General features: G+C 37.8%; 13 protein-coding genes. 2 read left to right on the plus strand and 11 right to left on the minus strand.

Annotated features, from left to right (window positions below; translation table 11 throughout):
- Nucleotides 1–45: 45 nt before the first annotated feature.
- Nucleotides 46–1,083 carry a hypothetical protein gene (locus tag DSM106972_RS08135; protein ID WP_127080218.1) on the minus strand — a complete coding sequence of 346 codons (1,038 nt, stop codon included), beginning with the start codon at nucleotides 1,081–1,083 and terminating at the stop codon, nucleotides 46–48.
- 318 nt (nucleotides 1,084–1,401) lie between these two features.
- Between DSM106972_RS08135 and DSM106972_RS08140 the strand changes: the two genes are divergently transcribed.
- Nucleotides 1,402–2,256 carry an isocitrate lyase/PEP mutase family protein gene (locus tag DSM106972_RS08140; RefSeq protein ID WP_127080219.1) on the plus strand — a complete coding sequence of 285 codons (855 nt, stop codon included), beginning with the start codon at nucleotides 1,402–1,404 and terminating at the stop codon, nucleotides 2,254–2,256.
- Nucleotides 2,257–2,365: 109 nt separating this feature from the next.
- On the opposite strand, the gene DSM106972_RS08145 is transcribed toward DSM106972_RS08140, so the two are convergent.
- The 3 genes from DSM106972_RS08145 to DSM106972_RS08155 all read right to left on the minus strand — a co-directional run bounded on the left by DSM106972_RS08145 (nucleotide 2,366) and on the right by DSM106972_RS08155 (nucleotide 8,780).
- The gene (locus DSM106972_RS08145) at nucleotides 2,366–6,880 is read right to left on the minus strand and encodes an nSTAND1 domain-containing NTPase (RefSeq protein ID WP_127080220.1); all 4,515 of its coding nucleotides are present in this window, start codon (nucleotides 6,878–6,880) and stop codon (nucleotides 2,366–2,368) included.
- Between the two features lie 188 nt (nucleotides 6,881–7,068).
- On the minus strand, nucleotides 7,069–7,827 hold the full coding sequence (locus DSM106972_RS08150) for a class I SAM-dependent methyltransferase (RefSeq protein ID WP_127080221.1): 759 nt from the start codon (nucleotides 7,825–7,827) through the stop codon (nucleotides 7,069–7,071).
- 26 nt (nucleotides 7,828–7,853) lie between these two features.
- Nucleotides 7,854–8,780 (minus strand): sugar phosphate isomerase/epimerase family protein, encoded by a 927-nt coding sequence (locus DSM106972_RS08155; RefSeq protein WP_127080222.1) that lies wholly within the window; start codon nucleotides 8,778–8,780, stop codon nucleotides 7,854–7,856.
- Nucleotides 8,781–9,039: 259 nt separating this feature from the next.
- Between DSM106972_RS08155 and DSM106972_RS08160 the strand changes: the two genes are divergently transcribed.
- Nucleotides 9,040–12,204: a hypothetical protein gene (locus DSM106972_RS08160; protein WP_127080223.1), complete on the plus strand. Its 3,165-nt coding sequence runs from the start codon at nucleotides 9,040–9,042 to the stop codon at nucleotides 12,202–12,204.
- 380 nt (nucleotides 12,205–12,584) lie between these two features.
- Here the strand turns inward: DSM106972_RS08160 and DSM106972_RS08165 are convergent, their stop codons facing one another.
- The 7 genes from DSM106972_RS08165 to DSM106972_RS08195 all read right to left on the minus strand — a co-directional run bounded on the left by DSM106972_RS08165 (nucleotide 12,585) and on the right by DSM106972_RS08195 (nucleotide 18,436).
- Nucleotides 12,585–12,836: a hypothetical protein gene (locus DSM106972_RS08165; RefSeq protein ID WP_127080224.1), complete on the minus strand. Its 252-nt coding sequence runs from the start codon at nucleotides 12,834–12,836 to the stop codon at nucleotides 12,585–12,587.
- Between the two features lie 3 nt (nucleotides 12,837–12,839).
- Nucleotides 12,840–13,919: a hypothetical protein gene (locus DSM106972_RS08170; RefSeq protein ID WP_127080225.1), complete on the minus strand. Its 1,080-nt coding sequence runs from the start codon at nucleotides 13,917–13,919 to the stop codon at nucleotides 12,840–12,842.
- Complete coding sequence (locus DSM106972_RS08175) at nucleotides 13,920–14,417, minus strand: hypothetical protein (RefSeq protein WP_127080226.1); 498 nt, start codon at nucleotides 14,415–14,417, stop codon at nucleotides 13,920–13,922.
- The gene (locus DSM106972_RS08180) at nucleotides 14,398–14,679 is read right to left on the minus strand and encodes a hypothetical protein (RefSeq protein WP_127080227.1); all 282 of its coding nucleotides are present in this window, start codon (nucleotides 14,677–14,679) and stop codon (nucleotides 14,398–14,400) included. Before DSM106972_RS08180 ends, DSM106972_RS08175 begins: the two co-directional genes overlap by 20 nt.
- The gene (locus DSM106972_RS08185) at nucleotides 14,679–15,215 is read right to left on the minus strand and encodes a hypothetical protein (protein WP_127080228.1); all 537 of its coding nucleotides are present in this window, start codon (nucleotides 15,213–15,215) and stop codon (nucleotides 14,679–14,681) included. Before DSM106972_RS08185 ends, DSM106972_RS08180 begins: the two co-directional genes overlap by 1 nt.
- Nucleotides 15,216–15,345: 130 nt before the next feature.
- Nucleotides 15,346–16,146: a hypothetical protein gene (locus DSM106972_RS08190; RefSeq protein WP_127080229.1), complete on the minus strand. Its 801-nt coding sequence runs from the start codon at nucleotides 16,144–16,146 to the stop codon at nucleotides 15,346–15,348.
- On the minus strand, nucleotides 16,139–18,436 hold the full coding sequence (locus DSM106972_RS08195) for a hypothetical protein (protein WP_127080230.1): 2,298 nt from the start codon (nucleotides 18,434–18,436) through the stop codon (nucleotides 16,139–16,141). Before DSM106972_RS08195 ends, DSM106972_RS08190 begins: the two co-directional genes overlap by 8 nt.
- Nucleotides 18,437–18,438: the final 2 nt, after the last annotated feature.

The following is an 18,438-nucleotide window of genomic DNA, read 5'->3' on the forward strand; positions in this document are numbered from 1 at the left end:
AGTGCCCACCCTACAGACGTTACATGTAACGTCTCTACAACTGTATTAATTACAACCGCGCGCTGTGCATGTACGTGGTTTTTCAGTAACTTCGCGTCGAATAATTACTGTTCCGTCGCTTGAAACATTGCGAACAACAGGAGTAGTAGGAGCGCAATTTGCTATTGCACGAGTTTGCGCTTCAGCTAAGGTTACAGTGCCTAAGTTTAAACGTCTTTCAAATGCTTGTTGAGTATCAACTACATTTAACGCTGTTTCAAAAGCGCTGTCCATTTTTCTTTGAACACCCGAACGATTATCGAGTGTATCTATATCTGTACTTGAAATATCGAGTGCAAAACCTAAACCACCACCACCAAAACGCTTGGGTTTGAGTGCAAAACCTTGACGATAACCAACTGATGCTCCACAAGCTGAACGATATTGGAAAGAAAATGCTTCTCCACCTGTTCCAGGCGCCTGATTACCAAATTGGATATTATTATATTGGTCGCCGTCAACTTTAACTCGTGTAGATGGCGAAACTGATGTTCCACCAGTACTGATGTTTCCAACGCTGGCGCCGCTACTTGCATTACCACCAGCACTGTTTGAGTTGTTTGTATTTTTGCTGTTAACGCTGTTATTAATATCTACATTAGAGGTTGCATTGCTATTTGAATTACTTGAAGAGTTAGAATTAGCTGTGTTAGGAGTAATAACAGTTGTATTGCTTCCACCATTGGAGACGTTTTGATTCAAGGTTGGAGGAATATTGTTGTTATTGTTATTGTTATTGTTGTTATTATTGTTGTTATTATTGTTATGACCACCTGTGCCATGCTGACCATAAATTGCAATATTACGTCCATCGCAGCGTGGGTCAATAGGTACAGTGTTTCTAGCTTCGCAATCAATCTTCTGATTTAAAGTACCTGTGGGATTAACTGTAAAGTTAGTGATATCAACAAATGTGTCAGGTCCAATAGCGCGACCATTAAGTTCTTGGTTTACGGTTTGAGCAATAGCTGCGTTCCCGAATAAAATAGAAGTCGCAGAAAAACCAGCTAAACTAATCAAAGCAAATTTCTTAGATAAAAACATAATAAAACCCTGTTTTATTTAAATAGGTAAAAGTTTGGTAAATGAACAGTAGGTATACACTTATTTATTTAAATGTAGTGAACTTTATATATATGTGTGGCTCACTGTATTTATTTATTCAGTGTTTTCACTGTGATGGAATAGACTTCAGCTACATTTGAAGATATTTCGGAAAACATATCTATAAAACTTTTAAGTAATATTTCGCCATGAGAAATGTCCCCTAGAGGGTAGGCGTCCCACCTAGTCCTGAATATTGGTAGCGAAAATTGAGCTTGGCATCAATTAGAATAACTTGATTATTAAAGATGAAAGAAGATGTCTAGTCAAACATTACGCCAGTTACTCGCACGTCCTTCTATTCTTGTTATTCCAGGTATTTACGACTGTATAAGTGCTAAACTTGCCGAGCAGTCAGGGTTTGAGGTTGTGGCAACTAGTGGTTTTGGTATTGCTGCATCAACGCTTGGTTTACCTGACTATGGGTTTATGACTGCTACTGAAGTACTTGATAGTGTTGGTAAAATTGCTCAGTCGGTAAATATTCCCGTCATCGCTGATATGGATACTGGTTACGGGAATGCTTTAAACGTGATGCGGACTGTAAAAGATGCTGTTAAGGCAGGTTTAGCTGGTGTAATTTTAGAAGACCAAGAGTTTCCGAAAAAATGCGGACACTTTGAAGGTAAGCGTGTTATTCCAACAATTGAACATGTTAATAAAATTAAAGCAGCAGTTCAAGCGCGTGGTGATAGCGGTTTGGTAATTATTGCCCGTACTGACGCACGCGCTGTGTTGGGTTTGGATGAAGCTATACAACGTGGACGTGCGTATATTGATGCAGGTGCTGATGTACTGTTTGTTGAGGCGCCGCAGTCTGTGGAAGAATTACAAGTAATTGCAGCAGCGTTTCCAAATGTACCCTTGGTTGCAAATATCATAGAAGGAGGCAAAACACCCCAACTTTCTGCCGCAGAGTTGGAAAAGATGGGTTTTAAAATCGTATTCTTTGCACTTTCAACATTGCTAGCTGTGACTAAAGTGATGAAAGCTTGTTTGCAAGAATTGAAGGAGAAGGGGACAACAAAAGATTTTACAGAAATGATGACCTTTGACGAGTTTAAAGAACTGATAGAAGTTTCTAAATATCTAGATTTAGAAAAGCAGTTTTAAATTAACATGGCCAGCAGTATCCTGTTGGATATATGTGGGATAGTTAAATTTTTTTAGAGGCGGGCAGGGATGCCCGCTCCACAAGATGTTATTAATTTAACATTTGCTCCTAGTTCCCCTTCTCCTTTACTAGGCAAGTATTGAATTGTGTTTTTTGTTGAGGATTACTTTTAAAATAGTCTTGGAGCCAGGTACAGCCTTCTGAAAGTAGTTGATTTAAATCTTTAATTTGCCAAATTATAGCGGCGCCATCTTCGCTTGCTGTACCTAAAAGCTTACTATCAGGGCTAAAGTTTACACTTCTAATAATGCCTTGGTGTCCTCTTAATTCCGCTAATTGTTTTCCTGAAGATGTCCATAATCTCACAGTTCGATTAGTTGAACCTGTAGCAATTAGCTTACCATCTTCGCTAAAAGTCATATTTTCGACCTTGCCCTGATACGTTTTAAATCTTACTAATTGCTTTCCAGAATCAGTATCCCAAATTCTAACTGTGCCATCATCTCCAGAGGTGGCTAGTTGTTTATTTTTATAACCAAAATTAAGCGTATTGACCCTGCCTTTATGCCCTTCAAGTATTTGTAAAATTTCACCTTTGTTGCTCCATAGCTTGACAAGACCATTATTATCACCTGTCGCAATAATTTTATCATCTGAGCTAAATCGGAAGTTTTTGATGTTTTCATCAGGTAGCAGCAATGGATGGAGAGATTCACTATTAATATTCCATAGCTTTAGTGTGCCATCTTTTCCAAGTGTACCGATTACTTTTGCGTTGTCATACTCTCCAAAATTAATACTCGTGATTCCATCTTGTTCGGTATGAATTGGTTTTTTAAATAATTTAACTTCAAGTTTGCTATCAATTTTCCAAATTTTTAGCCAGTCGTCTTTTCCACCCGTGGCAATCAATTTTCCATCTGGACTAAAACGGACGCTCTGAACTATACTATCAGCATCAAATTCTTTTAGTTTTGTTCCATCGCGGTTCCACAAAATTACTTTACCATCCTCAAAAGAAGTGGCAATTATTTTACCATTTTTGGTAAAGCGTATACTAGAAACAGCACTACTTTGGCGCCGTGTTAGTTTAGTTAATGGCTTCTCTTGAAGATTCCACAACCTGATGGTACTATCCTCTTTTCCAACTGTAGCAAGTATTCTTTCATCAGTTGGGTTAAAACGAATACTTTCAATACTGCCCTGATGCGCTCTAAATTCTTTCAAAAGCTCACCATTTAAGTTCCAGATTTTAAGTGTTCCGTCTTTACCAGATGTAACTAATTTTTTATCACCTTTGCTAAAACGAACGGTTTCAGTACTACCTTGATTAGCTCTAAAGTTTAATATCTCTTTTCCTGATAAATCCCAATGTCTAACTGTACCATCTTCGCCTGCTGTTGCAATTGAGGCGCCACTACTACTAAATTGCACACTGTTTACAGAACCTTGATGACCTTTAAATTCTGCCAGTAACACTCCATTCAAATCCCATAGTTTTGCTGTACCATCTTCACTTGATGATACAATTTGCTTTCCATCCTGACTCAAAATAAGGCTTTTAATACTTTTTGTATGAGCTTGAAATTCTTTTTCCTGGCGCCCTGATAAATTCCATAGTCTAACTGTACCATCATCTCCAGATGTTACAACCCGTTTGCTATCAGGAGTAAAACGAACATGGTTAACACTACCATCATGACCATTAAATATTGCTATTAACCTTCTTTCTCCTGCCGACGACTTCTCAGCATCCCACAATTTTGCCGTACCATCACTTCCTGCTGTAGCTATATATCTCTCATCTGAACTCAAACGAACACTTTTGACAGCATTGTTTCCATGAGCCTTAAATTCTTCGGGTGGATTTTTTCCAGATAAATCCCATAATTTTACAGTACCATCCTTTCCACCTGTGGCAAGTGTTTTACCATTTTTGTCAAAGCTGACGCTGTTAATACCATCTTGGTAAGTTTCGATTTGGTTTGTTTGGCTAATACTGTCTAAAATTGTTTGCAATACTAGTAGTGGACTGACTGCTGGATATTTTTCTGTCGAGCGAGTGTTTTTAATAAAGCTTAATGGCTCTTTAATTAAGTCTTGTAGTTGTTGCCCTGTTTGCATCGCTGCTAATAAAGCTTCTATTTGTACAAACTCAAACTGTTGTAAAGCTGTATAACCTGCGCGCTCAAGTTGTGTCGCTTTAGCTTCTTGTTGTTGCCAAACTGTCCCCCACGCCAAGCTTAATGCTAAAAACACTCCAAAAACTAATCCAGCAATAATACTTCTTCTTTGATATTTCTCTTTTTGTCGTAGTCTTATACTTTTTTGAATGAATATCTGCTGTGGTTTACTAATTTCTGCACTGCGTTTTTGCAAATAGTCTTCTGCTGCTGCTAAAGGCGCCCCCCTCAACAAAGCTCCATTATCCTGTTTACTATCTATCCATTGCTGCAACGCTATTTTCAACCCTTCTTGCCAAGTGCGAAATTTACGGTTTTCTTGCATCCAACCACTTAGGCGCCCCCAATGTTGAATTAAGGCTTCATGCACAAGTTCGACTGTTTCCTCAAAAGTTGATTCATTTCTATTTGTAACAACCAAACGTTCGGATGCTAAGTATATAACTAAATCCCAATTTTCGTCTAATATATCCTCGCGCGTTGCTAACTTGCGGGTATCTTGTGTACCTTCACCAGGTTGTACTAACTGAATAAAAATTTGTTGGGCTGCTTTTTGTTGTTCCTCGCTTAAAGAAGTGTAAACAGCTTCAGCATAATTAGCCAGCGCTTGCTCAACTCTTCCTATTTTTTGATATGCTTGATACGTCAAACGTCCTGATTGTTGCTGTTTCCATAGTTGAGTCAGTGTAAACTCTAATAATGGTAGGCGCCCTTCTCCATCTTGAATATGATTAATTATTGTTTGGCATAAACCTGGCTCGAACTCAAAGCCTAATTTAGTTGCAGGTAGTGTAATAGCACGTTTTAATTCTTCTTTGTTCATCCGTACAAGTAGTTCTTGCTGATACTCTTTAAGTGCTTTGCCAAATGGTTCATAATCAAGTAATTTGCTCAAAAAGTCTATCCGTAAAGTCAGTACTACCGTGCAAAATGAAGAGTCATTTATTACATTTAATAATTCATCTAAAAAGATTTTGCGTTCAGATGTATCTGTGCAAAGAGTGAAAATTTCTTCAAATTGGTCTATAACGAGTAAAACCCGATGGTTAGATGAAGCGTTATTATGTTGTAATGCTGTCGTTAAACACTTTAATGGATTTTTGAGAGGACGAAACGATATTATATGCCAATAGTTTGCAGCATCTTGACGTAAGCGAGGAATTAAACCAGCAAATACTAGTGATGACTTGCCACTTCCAGAGGCGCCGATAACAGCTACTAATGGTTTACTATTAACAGCAGCGACTAAATCAGACGTAGCTTTTTCTCTACCAAAAAAGTATTGAGCATTTTTTTCGGTAAATGCAGCTAACCCTTGGTAAGGACAAAACGAAATTATACCTAAGCTTTGCCAGGTTGGTGGTGTTTCTGTTTGATTTTGAATAATTATAGGCAACCAGCTTGCACAAGGAAAATATTTCTCTTGCTTCCGTAAAAGTTGACGCGCGTTTTTTACAGAAGCGTACAACGACTCTCCACGAGTAAAATGTAATAAAAAAGATTTTAAGAATATTTGTGCGACTTTATCAGGAACAGGTTCACGCATAACAATTACTTGGGGAATATGTAATTGTTCTAACTCATAGGCAATACCCAACCCATCACAAGAATTAAAAAATGCTATTTGTAAGCGCTTAGTAATTGCAACTTGTAAAGCATCATTTAACTCTCCCATCGTCAAGCTATCGTAGCTATTTATAAAAATTCTACTAAAAATTCTACTAAAAACTCTACCATGTATACTCTCTTGGTTATGAGTTCGGGAATGTCCAGAGAAAAAGAGAATATCCCAACCGATATTATCTTGTAAGTGGTGACTTAATTCTTCACGCGAAGGTTGTTTGAGCAAGACAATTTCTGCCTCACCGCAATATTTTTCCAACTCAATTTTATCAACATCTACATTGATTCCGGTAGTGTCACCCAGAATAATCAAAATTCTAATTTTTTCGCGTAAAGGTCGTTCACCCCGTTTAGCATTAGGCGAACTCAAAGCTACTTCTGCCCGTGTATACTTATTTATGGCGCCGCACAAATGCCAAGGTAGTTGACGTAGTTCGTGACAACAGCTACAAATAATAACTCTAATTTCATCTTGATGCTGCTTTAATTCCCTGAGACAGTTAATAACAGGACTAAAATCATCTGAGTTTAACCAGGAGTTAAAATTACTTAACAAACTCTGCGACTTACGTTTAAAATCTTTACTTAGCGTATCAATATTTACGCTTCTACTATTAATCGCTTTAATCCTGAAATCACCAAACTGACCGCGATAGGTGTTCTGCCACTCATTCAATAAAGAAAAGAGAGTAGTATTTGCAGGTAACTTCGCTGTCACCATGCGATAAGCTCGTTCTCCTTCATTGGCAACTTCTAAGCTTACATTAAACTCAGTGCCAGAATCACCATCAAACTTGAGAATTATCAATTTTTTCATAGGCAATGCTTTTTATCATCCTAAAGATAGATTGACATAATATATTTATTGGTATGGGCGCCGGATTAACATAACAACCCTAAACAGTAATACAAATTTAATCGCAGTTTTTATGCAAGGACTTGCAAAACTGCCTTCATTTTGAGAACGGGCAGGGATGCCCATTCCACAAGAAAGAATAAAAATAATCAAGAATGCTTTCTGCCAACACGCAGATAAACAGGCCATTGAATAGTTCGTCTAGAATTTTCACAACTATTCCAAAGCTCAGATATTCGTCCAAACAGTCTCAAAATATACTCTTCCCCCTCCAAAGCAATGCATCTTTGAGTTGCAGACCAGGTTCTTAAATAACCTATCAACTCACTAACCCCCCACTCAGCAGTCATTAAAAAAATGGGAGTCTCTAATTCGACGAAGGGAAAGGGAACAGTTAAGTACCGTTCATCAACAAATTTTCTTTCTGGAGGCCAAAAAGGTTTTATCCTGTCGTAAAACACAAGAAAGCTATCTTGCAATTCCTCCGAAGCATCTAATAGATTAAAAAGCCCATAGCACCAAATTGCTAGAACTCCTTCTGCTTTCAGAACTCGGTTTGCTTCATTATAAAAGCGGTTAAAATCAAACCAGTGAAAAGCTTGTCCAACAGTAATGAGGTCAATTGAACTACTAGGAAGCGAAGTTGACTCAGCACGAGCAACAAAGTACTTAATACGCTTGTTTTGCAAAGCATTGGCAATCTGTTTTGAACTAGCATCAGAAGCATAGACAGATGAAAAATATTTTACCAATCCCTGTGCAACCTGACCATTACCAGTTCCACAGTCCCAGGCTAATTCATGAGATTGAACTAATCCACTTAGATACTTAAAGAGTTCTTCTGGATACAAGGGACGATAGCGAACATACTCGCTCGCTTGCTTGGAAAAATAATCTTTGAAGCTCATTACTGACATCCTTTCATCAGGTTGACTTAATTATCTCTAAAGGCAGCAGCACAAGCAATATACTCTTCTGCTCTGTAACCTCTGTCAAGAGCATCTACAATTAACTTCCCTCTATAAGAATGCTTATCAAGCACAGCAAGAATTTGATGAACTGGAAGATTTCCTTTCCCTAAAGGAAGATGCAGGTGTTGGCTGTCATATGTATCTGCCAAGTGGCAGTTCCTTGTAAAAGGAAGTAACTTTTCTAGAGTTGCAAAGGGGTCTGACTTTAGAGAAAAAACATGTACAAAATCCGTAGTCAGCGCACAACCTGTTGTATAACAGGCAGTTATGCACTCCTCATCAGTTAAGAGTAGCCATCCCGGACGATCTGCTCCAGTATTCTCTAGACAAATACAAATTCCATACTTTTGAGTCTGAGACACTAGTAAATCAAGTGAACGTAATAGTTGTTCTAAACTATGCGCTCCTCGTCCACTCGTGTGAACCGTCAAGTATCTCACTCCTAGTTCAGCACAGAAAGGAATAAGAGTTGCGACTTGCAAACAAGAGTAGCTACGCAAATCTTCATCATTGGCGCCTAAATTTATCTTTAAATAAGGTGCATGAACCGTGAAATCCATGCCAAAATTTAACGTGCAACCTTCAAGAAATCGTTCTACTTCAAGTAATGCGTAATCATACCTAGCTCTAAACTCTAACTGCAACTCGATATGCTTAAATTTATATTGATGAAAGCAGTAAACAGCTTCTATCAAAGACAAGTTCGGCAAAATGTTAGTGGAAATACCAAGAGGAATACCATATAATTGCATTGGGTTTCCGAGTGGAAATGCTCGTTCCCAAATTTGCCCAGAATATCGAACAGATGAAAAGTCAGTACTTGTGTTCTGAAAATAACGCGAATGATGTTGTGAGAGACTATTTTCCCGAAAGCATTTGATTTGCGACATATGTATTACCAACAAAACAGAATTCTTAAGAGTTGCTTTACTTTTATCGTGAAGCAATTTGGCTGTCAACAATTGACATAATGTCAAATAAAAAATAAATTAATCTTGTGGAACAGGCATCTTGCCTGTCCTATAATATAGAAGAACAGGCAAGATGCCTATTCCACGAGATTCAAAACAGATATTTTTTGACAAAACGTCAATAAATATGTAAGATTTAGAAACAAAAATATTTTCTACAACTTAATAAGTATACAAGATGTCAAAAAAGACACGGCGAGACACAGAAGATACCGCGCGCGATGCAAAGATATATGCTTATCTTCTGCATATAAGTGGTATTAAAAACAATCCGCAAAATCTGAATATCAATAAACTGGAAGCGGATATAGCTAAAATATGGGATCAAACAGCTAATAGAACATTTGTTCGGAGAGTAATTAACAACCTCTACCCAGGTTTAGCTAAAAACAAAATGAGCGAACAAGATGCTTTACCAGCTCTTAGCTTGAATAAACTAGTAAAAATATTAACGGCAATAGAAGAATATTGGAAAAAAGACGCTAAAAACTTCAGAGCTAATGATAGTCAGTCAATACCAGAGTTTTTAAAAGATGCAGATAAGCTTCGAGCTATTCGCAAGTATTGTGAGTTGTCGCGCGCAGAAAGGAAAGAACTAAAACTTCCCGTTGATTTTGATACCTATGTCAAAGATAACTTTATTAGTGATGTAATTACTGAAAATAAATCAAACACCTCTGACATTCCATCTAACATTCCATCTAACATTCCAAAATATATTGAAAAAGAAGACAATAATGGCAAAACTAAGATTATCAACGAAGCTTACATTGATAATTTAATTCAAAGTGTGATTGAGCAAGAATTACAACTTGAATGGGAAAATAGAAATAATACAATTTTAGAGATAAAGGAAAAGGTAAAGAATGAGATTAAAGCAATAGAAATGCAATCGGGTTTGCAAGCTGTTAAATATATGCGTCCAATTATAGGAAATAGTAACGCAAACCTTTTTGATGAAGCATTTATAAAAAAATGGGAAAGTTGCTTACCTAATGAATTGATTGAAAGATTAACTAAGTTTTTTGTTGATAATGTAAGACTTTCCAATGAGTTTCCTATTTACTTCAAGTACATTGAAGTAGAAAAAGTAAGGACATTACCACTATACGTGAAAACAGAATATAATAGTGTTGGTTTACTCAATAAAGAATTGTGGAAACTAGACGAACGAAAAAGTAAAGTAGTCGGTGAGGGAATTAATGAATTTATAAACGCATTAGGGGGAAGACATGCATGTCGTGTCAGAGTACATTTTTGTTTAAAGTTCGATGAACATAACCATGAAAATTTACTAAAGAAGTATAAAGATAAGTTAGATAAAAATTTTGTTAAAGAACTACATTTTTTTGAAGAGGTGAGTGGCGCCTCTAGTATAATTTCTTTAATAAGAAAAGCTTTAAATAGAGCAGTTTTATGGGACTTACCAAGTCTTAAAAAATATTTTCCTGTTGCTCAAGAAGTATACATTGCACCCGAAGGAAAACTTTATGGGAATGATACGTTAGCAACTGTTTGGTCTGCATCGAGAGTTAGATTAGTTGAATTAGAAGATGTCAAAAAACTTTTGAATTTAACTCACCATAATCAAGAAACCGAGTCTAATTTGATTGATTTCGATTCGTATATTAATGGTTCAGATATTTTTCAAGGAGATTATATTTGTTTTGATATGGTGGAAGCAATTGCTGTTTCGGGATTTTACGCACGCTTGAAAACAGTGAGGGAAATTGGAGTTGATGCACAAATTTATCTAGAAGAACTTTGTGATAGAATTATTGCTCAAAAAAGTTTAATCAAAGGGAAAAAACGTTTATGGTCTTATCCATTTTCGCTAAGAGTAATGGAAAGTTATCTTCAAAATACAATACTTCCAAAAAACTCTAAAAATAGCAATGAACCTTGGAGTAATCTTGCTTACGAAGCTCAACTACATATAACTCAAGGATATATTGAAGAAGGTTTGACGAAAGCAGCGAATACTTTGCTTGAAGAATTAGAACCACATATTAAATATTTTAGCCATTTAACGCGCGCAAATTATTACTTATGCAAAGCTACGTGCGAATTTCTTTCAGAGGATGAAAGAGAACGTGCTATTTCAAAATGTGAAAATTTTTTAGACGAAGCTAGTAAAGAACTAGAGGAACGCTCGCTCAAGTTTTTTAGAATAGGTGAGTTTTCTCAAGCAAATCTTTCTCCTTCTTTTTCTTATTGGGCACGTATTTATGCTCTCAAAGCACGTATTTCTGTCTTTTTCCCATTATTTATCCAAGAAAGCGTTAATGATTTAATTTACCCTATATCTTTATTAGAAAAAGCAAGAATATCTGCTGCTAGAGATGGAAATTCTGATTACTATGCCAAAGCAACACTTTCTCAAAGCTGGTGTTACTTAATGCAAGCATATATTGGCAAAACAAGAGAAGGAGAATTTGAACAATCTAATTGTATAGAGTGGGCAAGAAGGTTAATTGACCATGCGCTTCTTTGCTACTCAGAAACCAGTCAAAAAGCATATCAAGATTATTTAAAAGATGTGGTGTTTTATAACAATGAACAAGACATCGATAGAATGGAAAGATTTGGAGATATCATAGTTCCATCACCTCCATTGCTTCATCCAGTTTTTAACATGACTTCGGGTCATAAAGATAATGAACGAACTAATAATGAAGAGACTGCTTTGAATAAATCGAATATGGTCATTAATATAGACTCATTTCTCATCAAAATACATTGCAGTTCAACTGGTAAAGTCGTTGACTTATTTGGTCAACATTCTTCAAGCTATTTTTTTTCTTGTGGAATGTTGAAACTCTGTGATAATTACTCTAATGCTTCAGACGATGAAATTATAGAAAGAATAAAAGAAGCAAATAAATTTTTTGTTTGTTGCTGGGCAATTGCCGAAGGAGGTGCTTATCTTAACGAAGAGACTAATACAATTGAAAGAAATTTTAAAAAGTTACCATCCGATAATTATGGTGTATCAACAATTCGAGGATTATACTTACACCGTATAAGTGAAATTGCAGACTTAGGAAAGGTTTTTACTGTTGTTTGCAAGTGTATAATATCTAAATGTCAACCACCGACTAATCAGAATTGGGATGATATTATTGGAGAAATTTTTCCACATGAAAAAGGTGTAATCAGCAAAATTAGAGATGAGCAGTTAGAATATGCCAAAAAGCAAAAGCATTATAATACTCATTTAAAAAGACACTTTGAACATATCGTTGAATATCTCAGAAGCTGCGAATCAAAAACTTTTGAGTCTGTCCAAAGTTGTCGAAAGGAGATTTTGATTGGTACTTTCAGGCGCCTGCGAGGAGAGTAGTGGTCTGTATCATTAATTCTGAGATGTAGAGACGCGATATATCGCGTCTCTACAAGATTTCTCTCTCCGTGTACTCTGTGTGCCTGTGGGAAAAATTATACAAATGCACAGACTTTTAGCCCTGTGCTACATGAAATGCTCAGGATATTTACTGTATGAGGTTGAGGGAATCCCCAAAGAGTTGGAACCTACTAGTTGAAGTGAACTAGTGAGTGAGAATCGAATCCCCAAAGAGTTGGAACCTACTAGTTGAAGTGAACTAGTGAGTGAGAATTATGGGAATTTGGTTTAACAAATGTTGCGTAGTCACATAACTCACACATAACTCACACGTTTTTATGAGTAAACCCACTAGCTTAAATGAACTAGTGGGTTGTGTACTACTCGCGGCGCCCGTTACCAGGAAATTTTTTATCCTCAAGCTGTTGTAATCGGTACTCGTATATCTGATTTTGAGCTTGATATAACTGGTTTTGAGTTTGTACGTCTTTGCGTAACAGCTTTAGCTCTGTCTGCATTGCTTCCATACGACTACCAGCGTTATAGCTGCCTGATGCCAAACTCCAAAAAAGCTGCACACCAGCTGTTGCAATTCCCGTTGCGGCTGCAATAGCTCCTAGCTTTACAGTCACGGTTTACCTCCTCAGCAAGTGATAGCGTAAAGAAACTCCAATCCTTACGCCTGGTGGATTACCGTATTTTTGATACATCAAAAGTACTCGTTCGCCTTGTGCGGGTACGAATTTTTGGTTTATTGGAAATAGCTTTGACATGTTGTCATTTGGGATGGCGCCACTTCGAGCGAAAGTTGTACCTGTGGGTTGGGTGGTGACAATAGCGCGCCAGTAATTTGTAGTTTCGTCTACAGTTCCACTTCCTGAGTAGATACAGTGAACCAAAAAGTCTTTAAACAGGTAATCGTAGCGAAAATCAAACGGGATGTTGTAGCTAACATTGCCTGCAATACTGCTAGTTGGTCCCCAGTAATCAAAGCTGTATTTGGTTTGACTTTGCCAGCGGCTGTCAATATACACCCAAGTTTCAACCAAGCAACCATCTGTATCAAGTTCATTCCACCCTAAACCCTGAAACGGGTTATTAGGTACAGTTTTGGACGTAACAAAATCAATGGGTACTGGTGGTTGTATCGATTGAATCAACTCAACCAATCCAGCAATATCAGCAACTACGTGTGTGTGTTCTACTGGAGCCTTTTGAGCAACTTGGGCTAGTATCAATTGCTCAAGCGTTGTTAAATCAGTTATTTCAGCCTTTTGAGCTAGAGTTGCTACTAGTCCTGTAATATCAGAAATAACGTGCTGGTGTGGGTTTTGCGCTTTGCTGTCGAGTGCAGATTGTAACCCATCAATTTGAGATATGGGTAAAGGTAGAGATTCAGCCAAATCTATTAACTCCTCAATTTTTACAGTCCAAGTAACCGGAATATCGTCTAAGCGTTGCAGCGCTAAAAACCTGCTTTCAATACCATCAGGCTTATTAAATAAATGCCCCTCTTCTGTACCCAACTTGTACCCAATCATGCGACGGTCAAACACAATCGACTCTACGCTTTGACCAATAGCAGCCCTCAAGGTACCTGATGGGTTAGCGCTTACAGTGTGTGTAATTCGATAAAGCGTTGCAGAAGTTAGTTGTGTAAATTGCCATTGTTTAATTAAGTTAAACTTTGCGACTTCTCGCCAAACAAGAAGCATTTAACTACCTCCATAAGTCGAGATATCATCAATTTTTCGTTCAATACTTGCAAGGTTTACATCTCTAATTTCTTCAATCAAGTTATCAGTCGAATCAATCGAGTCACCTGTATATTGCCAGATATTAATTGCTACATCTTGTATCCAATAATGAATATTTATTGATATTGAATATTCATTTGACAACTGCGGCAGTATCAACAAAGTAATGGCATTTAAATTTATCCTGTATCCACTGCCGAATCGGGTATTCGGAGTGCCCCCAACTACTAAACCAGTTCGTATCAAATAGTTAAGGAAACCCGCCGACTTCCATTTATTTGATGCATTCTGGCTACTGGTTGATATAGCTAGAATATGATTTTCAAGAAGCAGCGGGACGGTAGTTTCTTGAATAGGAAAGTACCGTCCGTTCCCAGCATCAGCCCCGACTAGGTTCGTGTTATATATCGATTCCCAGTTGTTTGGATTTCCAAAATTAGCTATTAGTCGGCTCATAATAGAAAATCGTGTGGGGAACGATTAAATCATTGCAAATAACAAAATCAACATTTGACTCAACCATATCAACATATTCGGCTGAGTCGATGCCTTGTTCCTCTAATAAATCGAACAAATCATCAAAATCTTCACCTTTTAGTAAGGTATTTTGTATGACTTGTTGGCGTTGCAATAACTGTTGCATTTCTCTGGCAGCATCAGCATTGTTGTACTCGCTATTTTCTCGGTAGCAAGTACCAAAAATTAATAATTCATCCACTAGACTATGGGTACCACTTCGGGTGAAATAGTAACAATGGCGCCTGCGACTCGTGTTTGGATTGCAGCCTTAACCTCTGCTGCCGCTGCTGCAAATTCCTCTGTCTCGTTTTTTCGCCCAAAAGCGACAGATATGGATTTTCCCCCATAGCTTAAATACTTCAAGCCAGTAACTCTAGAAGTTTTAGCTGTACCACTAGTGGTTCGACCTGTAGTAATAATTGCACGAGCTGCACGGTAGCTACGAACAGGAATGATATTATCCTCGTTTGCCTCAGTAGCTTGAAAACGTCCTGCAATGTCAGCACTATAGGCAGTGAAAGCGGGTTCACTACTGGTAACAGGTACCACTTGACCGGCTCCAAGCTTAATACCGAATGGGTCAATAAAATATTTTTTGGATTTAGGACGTGGGTCACCAGTTCCTACCCTACCACCGCGCTTGGATGCATCTGTAATGTACTTGATGTAGTTATCGACTGCTGAGTAATACTTTGCTGCTTGCAAAATACGGCTGTACTTTCTATCACGTGCCATAAGTTAAAGATTGGTTGGTAAAAATATTGAAGCTCTAAAGCCTTTATAGCAAGCGGGTTTCACGTCTACGGATATCTGGAAAGGCTTAACCCTTCCAGGAGTAAACACCGTATAACAAATCTATGCCACTTCACAGAGTTACCAGTGGATTAGCAAACGTACCCGTTCGGTCAACCAAGGTTATTGCTCTTGGTAGCCCGTGGACGTGAAGCAAAGCATACTGAAAGCGAACATCAGCAATAGGACGCTGTCTAGGTTTCTTCTGCGATTTACCGAGAATTGTTTGGTTTCCTGGGATAGTAGGGTAAGTAGCAGCCGAATCTACAGCCTCATTTTTACGCAAGCGCTTCCATTCGGGTGAATGGGACTGTATATCTAGTACTTGCTCAACCACGCGACGCGCTTCGGACTCGTTTCTACAAAGTAGCTGCAACTGATACCCCTTAGCCCAGTCAGTATACGAGTATAATTCTTTACCTTTTTTCCAAACGAATGATGGTTTAGCGAACGCCGTTTTAATTTTATTTGCGTAGCTAGTAGCTTCAGCTTTTGACAAGGTTGTGGTTTCTTGGTTCATCAACCTAAAGGATATTTCACCTGTAACAGGACTGTAACCCGCGTCTACGTCCCCTAAGTCCTCCTGAAAATACAATTGTACTTGAGGTTTAAATTTACGCTGTTCCTGGAATGAAGTTGTAGGAATACCGTATACAGGACGCCCCTCAAAGGCGCCGCAAATAATATAGTAAGCAAATAACCTCATTATGCTTAGTTCTGATGTATCAACGTCTTTGTGCAAACAAAGGTTTTTAGCTAACCCGCGCGGTGTTGTTAAATCGTCATCCGCTGTTACATCCTTAAAAAACTTCCTAACTTCTTTGTTAACCTGTAACCTGAAAAAGTTTTGTAATAGCTCTACATCGTTACTCATCGCTGTCACTCCTAGATAAATTAGAACCATCGAAGGTGAGTGTTAAGTTCGGCTTTTCTTTCTGTTCATCTTGTTCTTTTTTCTCAGTTTCACCATTTACAGCGCTAATAAAATTATCTTTATTCTGCTTAAATTCATTTAATTCGCTTTGAATAGAAACAACATCACTAGCGACACTTTCAACACTGGATGCTATATTTTCTGCCGATTCTAAACCTTGACGAAACTTTTCAAAAGATTGCTGTCTCGCTGTAGCTGCACTCGCTTTTTCTGACATCCAATTGTAAGCATTTTCATAAACCGCACCCGCTTTTTTGAGTGCATTACCAATTTTACCAACGTTAGCAACAGTCATTTCTGCTATACTTCGAGCAGTGTCAAACATAGATTGCACATTATTTAATAAGTTTGAAGCTGATTGATAAATACGCGAGTAAGTCAACCATGCTTTACGCATTCCACTATAGTTATCATCACCAAAGATTAACTTGAATGTGCTTTCAAACATTCCGTTAATTACATTGCCTATGCCTATCTCATCACCCTTTGCATCTTTAATTTTTACACCAAATGCTTGTAGAATTGTGTCACCTGCACTGAATAATGTTTGAGCGAGGTTATTTGAAAGCATCAAAGCATTGTGAAGCGAAGTAACCATTGTTATGTAGGCAATAGCTCTATCAATTATTTTGTTCTCAAATATTCGACCAATTGCACCCCCTAAACCACCATTAGGGATTGCCGTGCCGATTTTATCATTGATGGTATTTGATATTGCTGTATTTGCTGTAATTAATGCGGTTTGGGCGGCGTCGAGCGCGCTAACTTGAGTTTTGACACCATTCGCCGCATCATAAATCGGTACTTCAGTAAATCGACAGCTAGACTGTGGTGTGTTGTCACGCACAATATTTTTAATATCATTCTTACTAGGAATATTCGGATTAACCAAATCAGCAGTTTTACGTGGTATTAATGCCAGTATTGGAGGTATTCCTAATGACCATTTTAATAAATCATCAAGTTTTTTGTTGCCCTCTGCATTCACTTTTTCTTGCTCCCTAACTTTCTGCTTTAATACTTCTATGTCAATAGCCTGTCTATCGTTATCAATGGATTCTCTATCGATTCTGCGAGTGTTATTGTCTAAGTCAGTTCGGAATCCACCAAACTTTTGTGATAGATTCCCGATAGCTTGCGCTAAATTTGGTACTGTCAATTCAAGCCCTTTGACGCTAGTGGCAACGGGAGAAATAGCGTTAGTAATTGCAGGGGTGATAATCCTGATAATATCGCCAGATTTTTGCTGTATTTCAGTAATTAATTTGTCTTTGTCCAACTTTTGACTAAGCTTACCGTCAAAACCTTTTCTTACACTTTCTAACTTACCATCTACATATTTGGCGGTGAATGGTTCAGTAATGTTATTAATAGTTTGGGCGTTCTGCCTAATCAAGTTAGGGAAGTCAAACTTTCTTACTAAGTCGTTAGTATTTGGGTTATTGTTCGGTGTGGTTGGAATAAGTCTAAGTTTATTTTCTACGGTTTGAACTCTCGTGTTCAAAGAGTTAACTCTCGTGTTTTGTTGATTTAAGCTTACTTCGAGTTTCGCACGACCCGCACGCACCTCAAATAATGCATCATTCCCCTTTTTCGCAGCTGCCGCAATTTGTGCTTCGAGTTTCGCACGACCCGCGCGCACCTCAAATAATGCATCATTCCCCTTTTTCGCAGCTGCCGCAATTAACGCTTCGAGCTTCGCACGACCAGCGCGTACCTCAAATAAAGCATCATTTGCAGTTTTACGAACGCGGGGTAAATTTCTTAACAGATTTTGAACATCACCATATAGCGTAACTTTCGTTGCATCTAAGTCGCGCTTTAACTTCTCAAATTGTTTATTTAATGCTGTCACACGAGAGTTAACAACAAGCGTAGCCTGCAAAGAGCGCGTTAAACTTTTTGATAAAATTTCAAAATTCCGAATAGCTGACTCATTTATCTGACTAGATAAAAGTAAATTACCTACTCCCATTAGTACGCCAAATATATTAATGGCAATACCAGCAAGTTTCATAAAAGCACCGAATTTAGAGCCGACTTGCGACCATCTACCATTTTGCATAGCTTCGGTAACTTTTTTTGATGCAAGAATACTCTTCTTGCTTACTCTCAAATACTTCCCTTGCTTTGTAAGAAATTTATCAAGTTTGGGAGGAGTGCTTTTAACAATTTGCTCTACACTCTTTACTCTCCCGCCCAAAACAGCATCATAAGGTCTAGGTTGCATAA

The sequence above is a fragment of the Dulcicalothrix desertica PCC 7102 genome, from assembly GCF_003991905.1.
In the GTDB taxonomy this organism is placed as follows: Bacteria; Cyanobacteriota; Cyanobacteriia; order Cyanobacteriales; family Nostocaceae; genus Dulcicalothrix; species Dulcicalothrix desertica.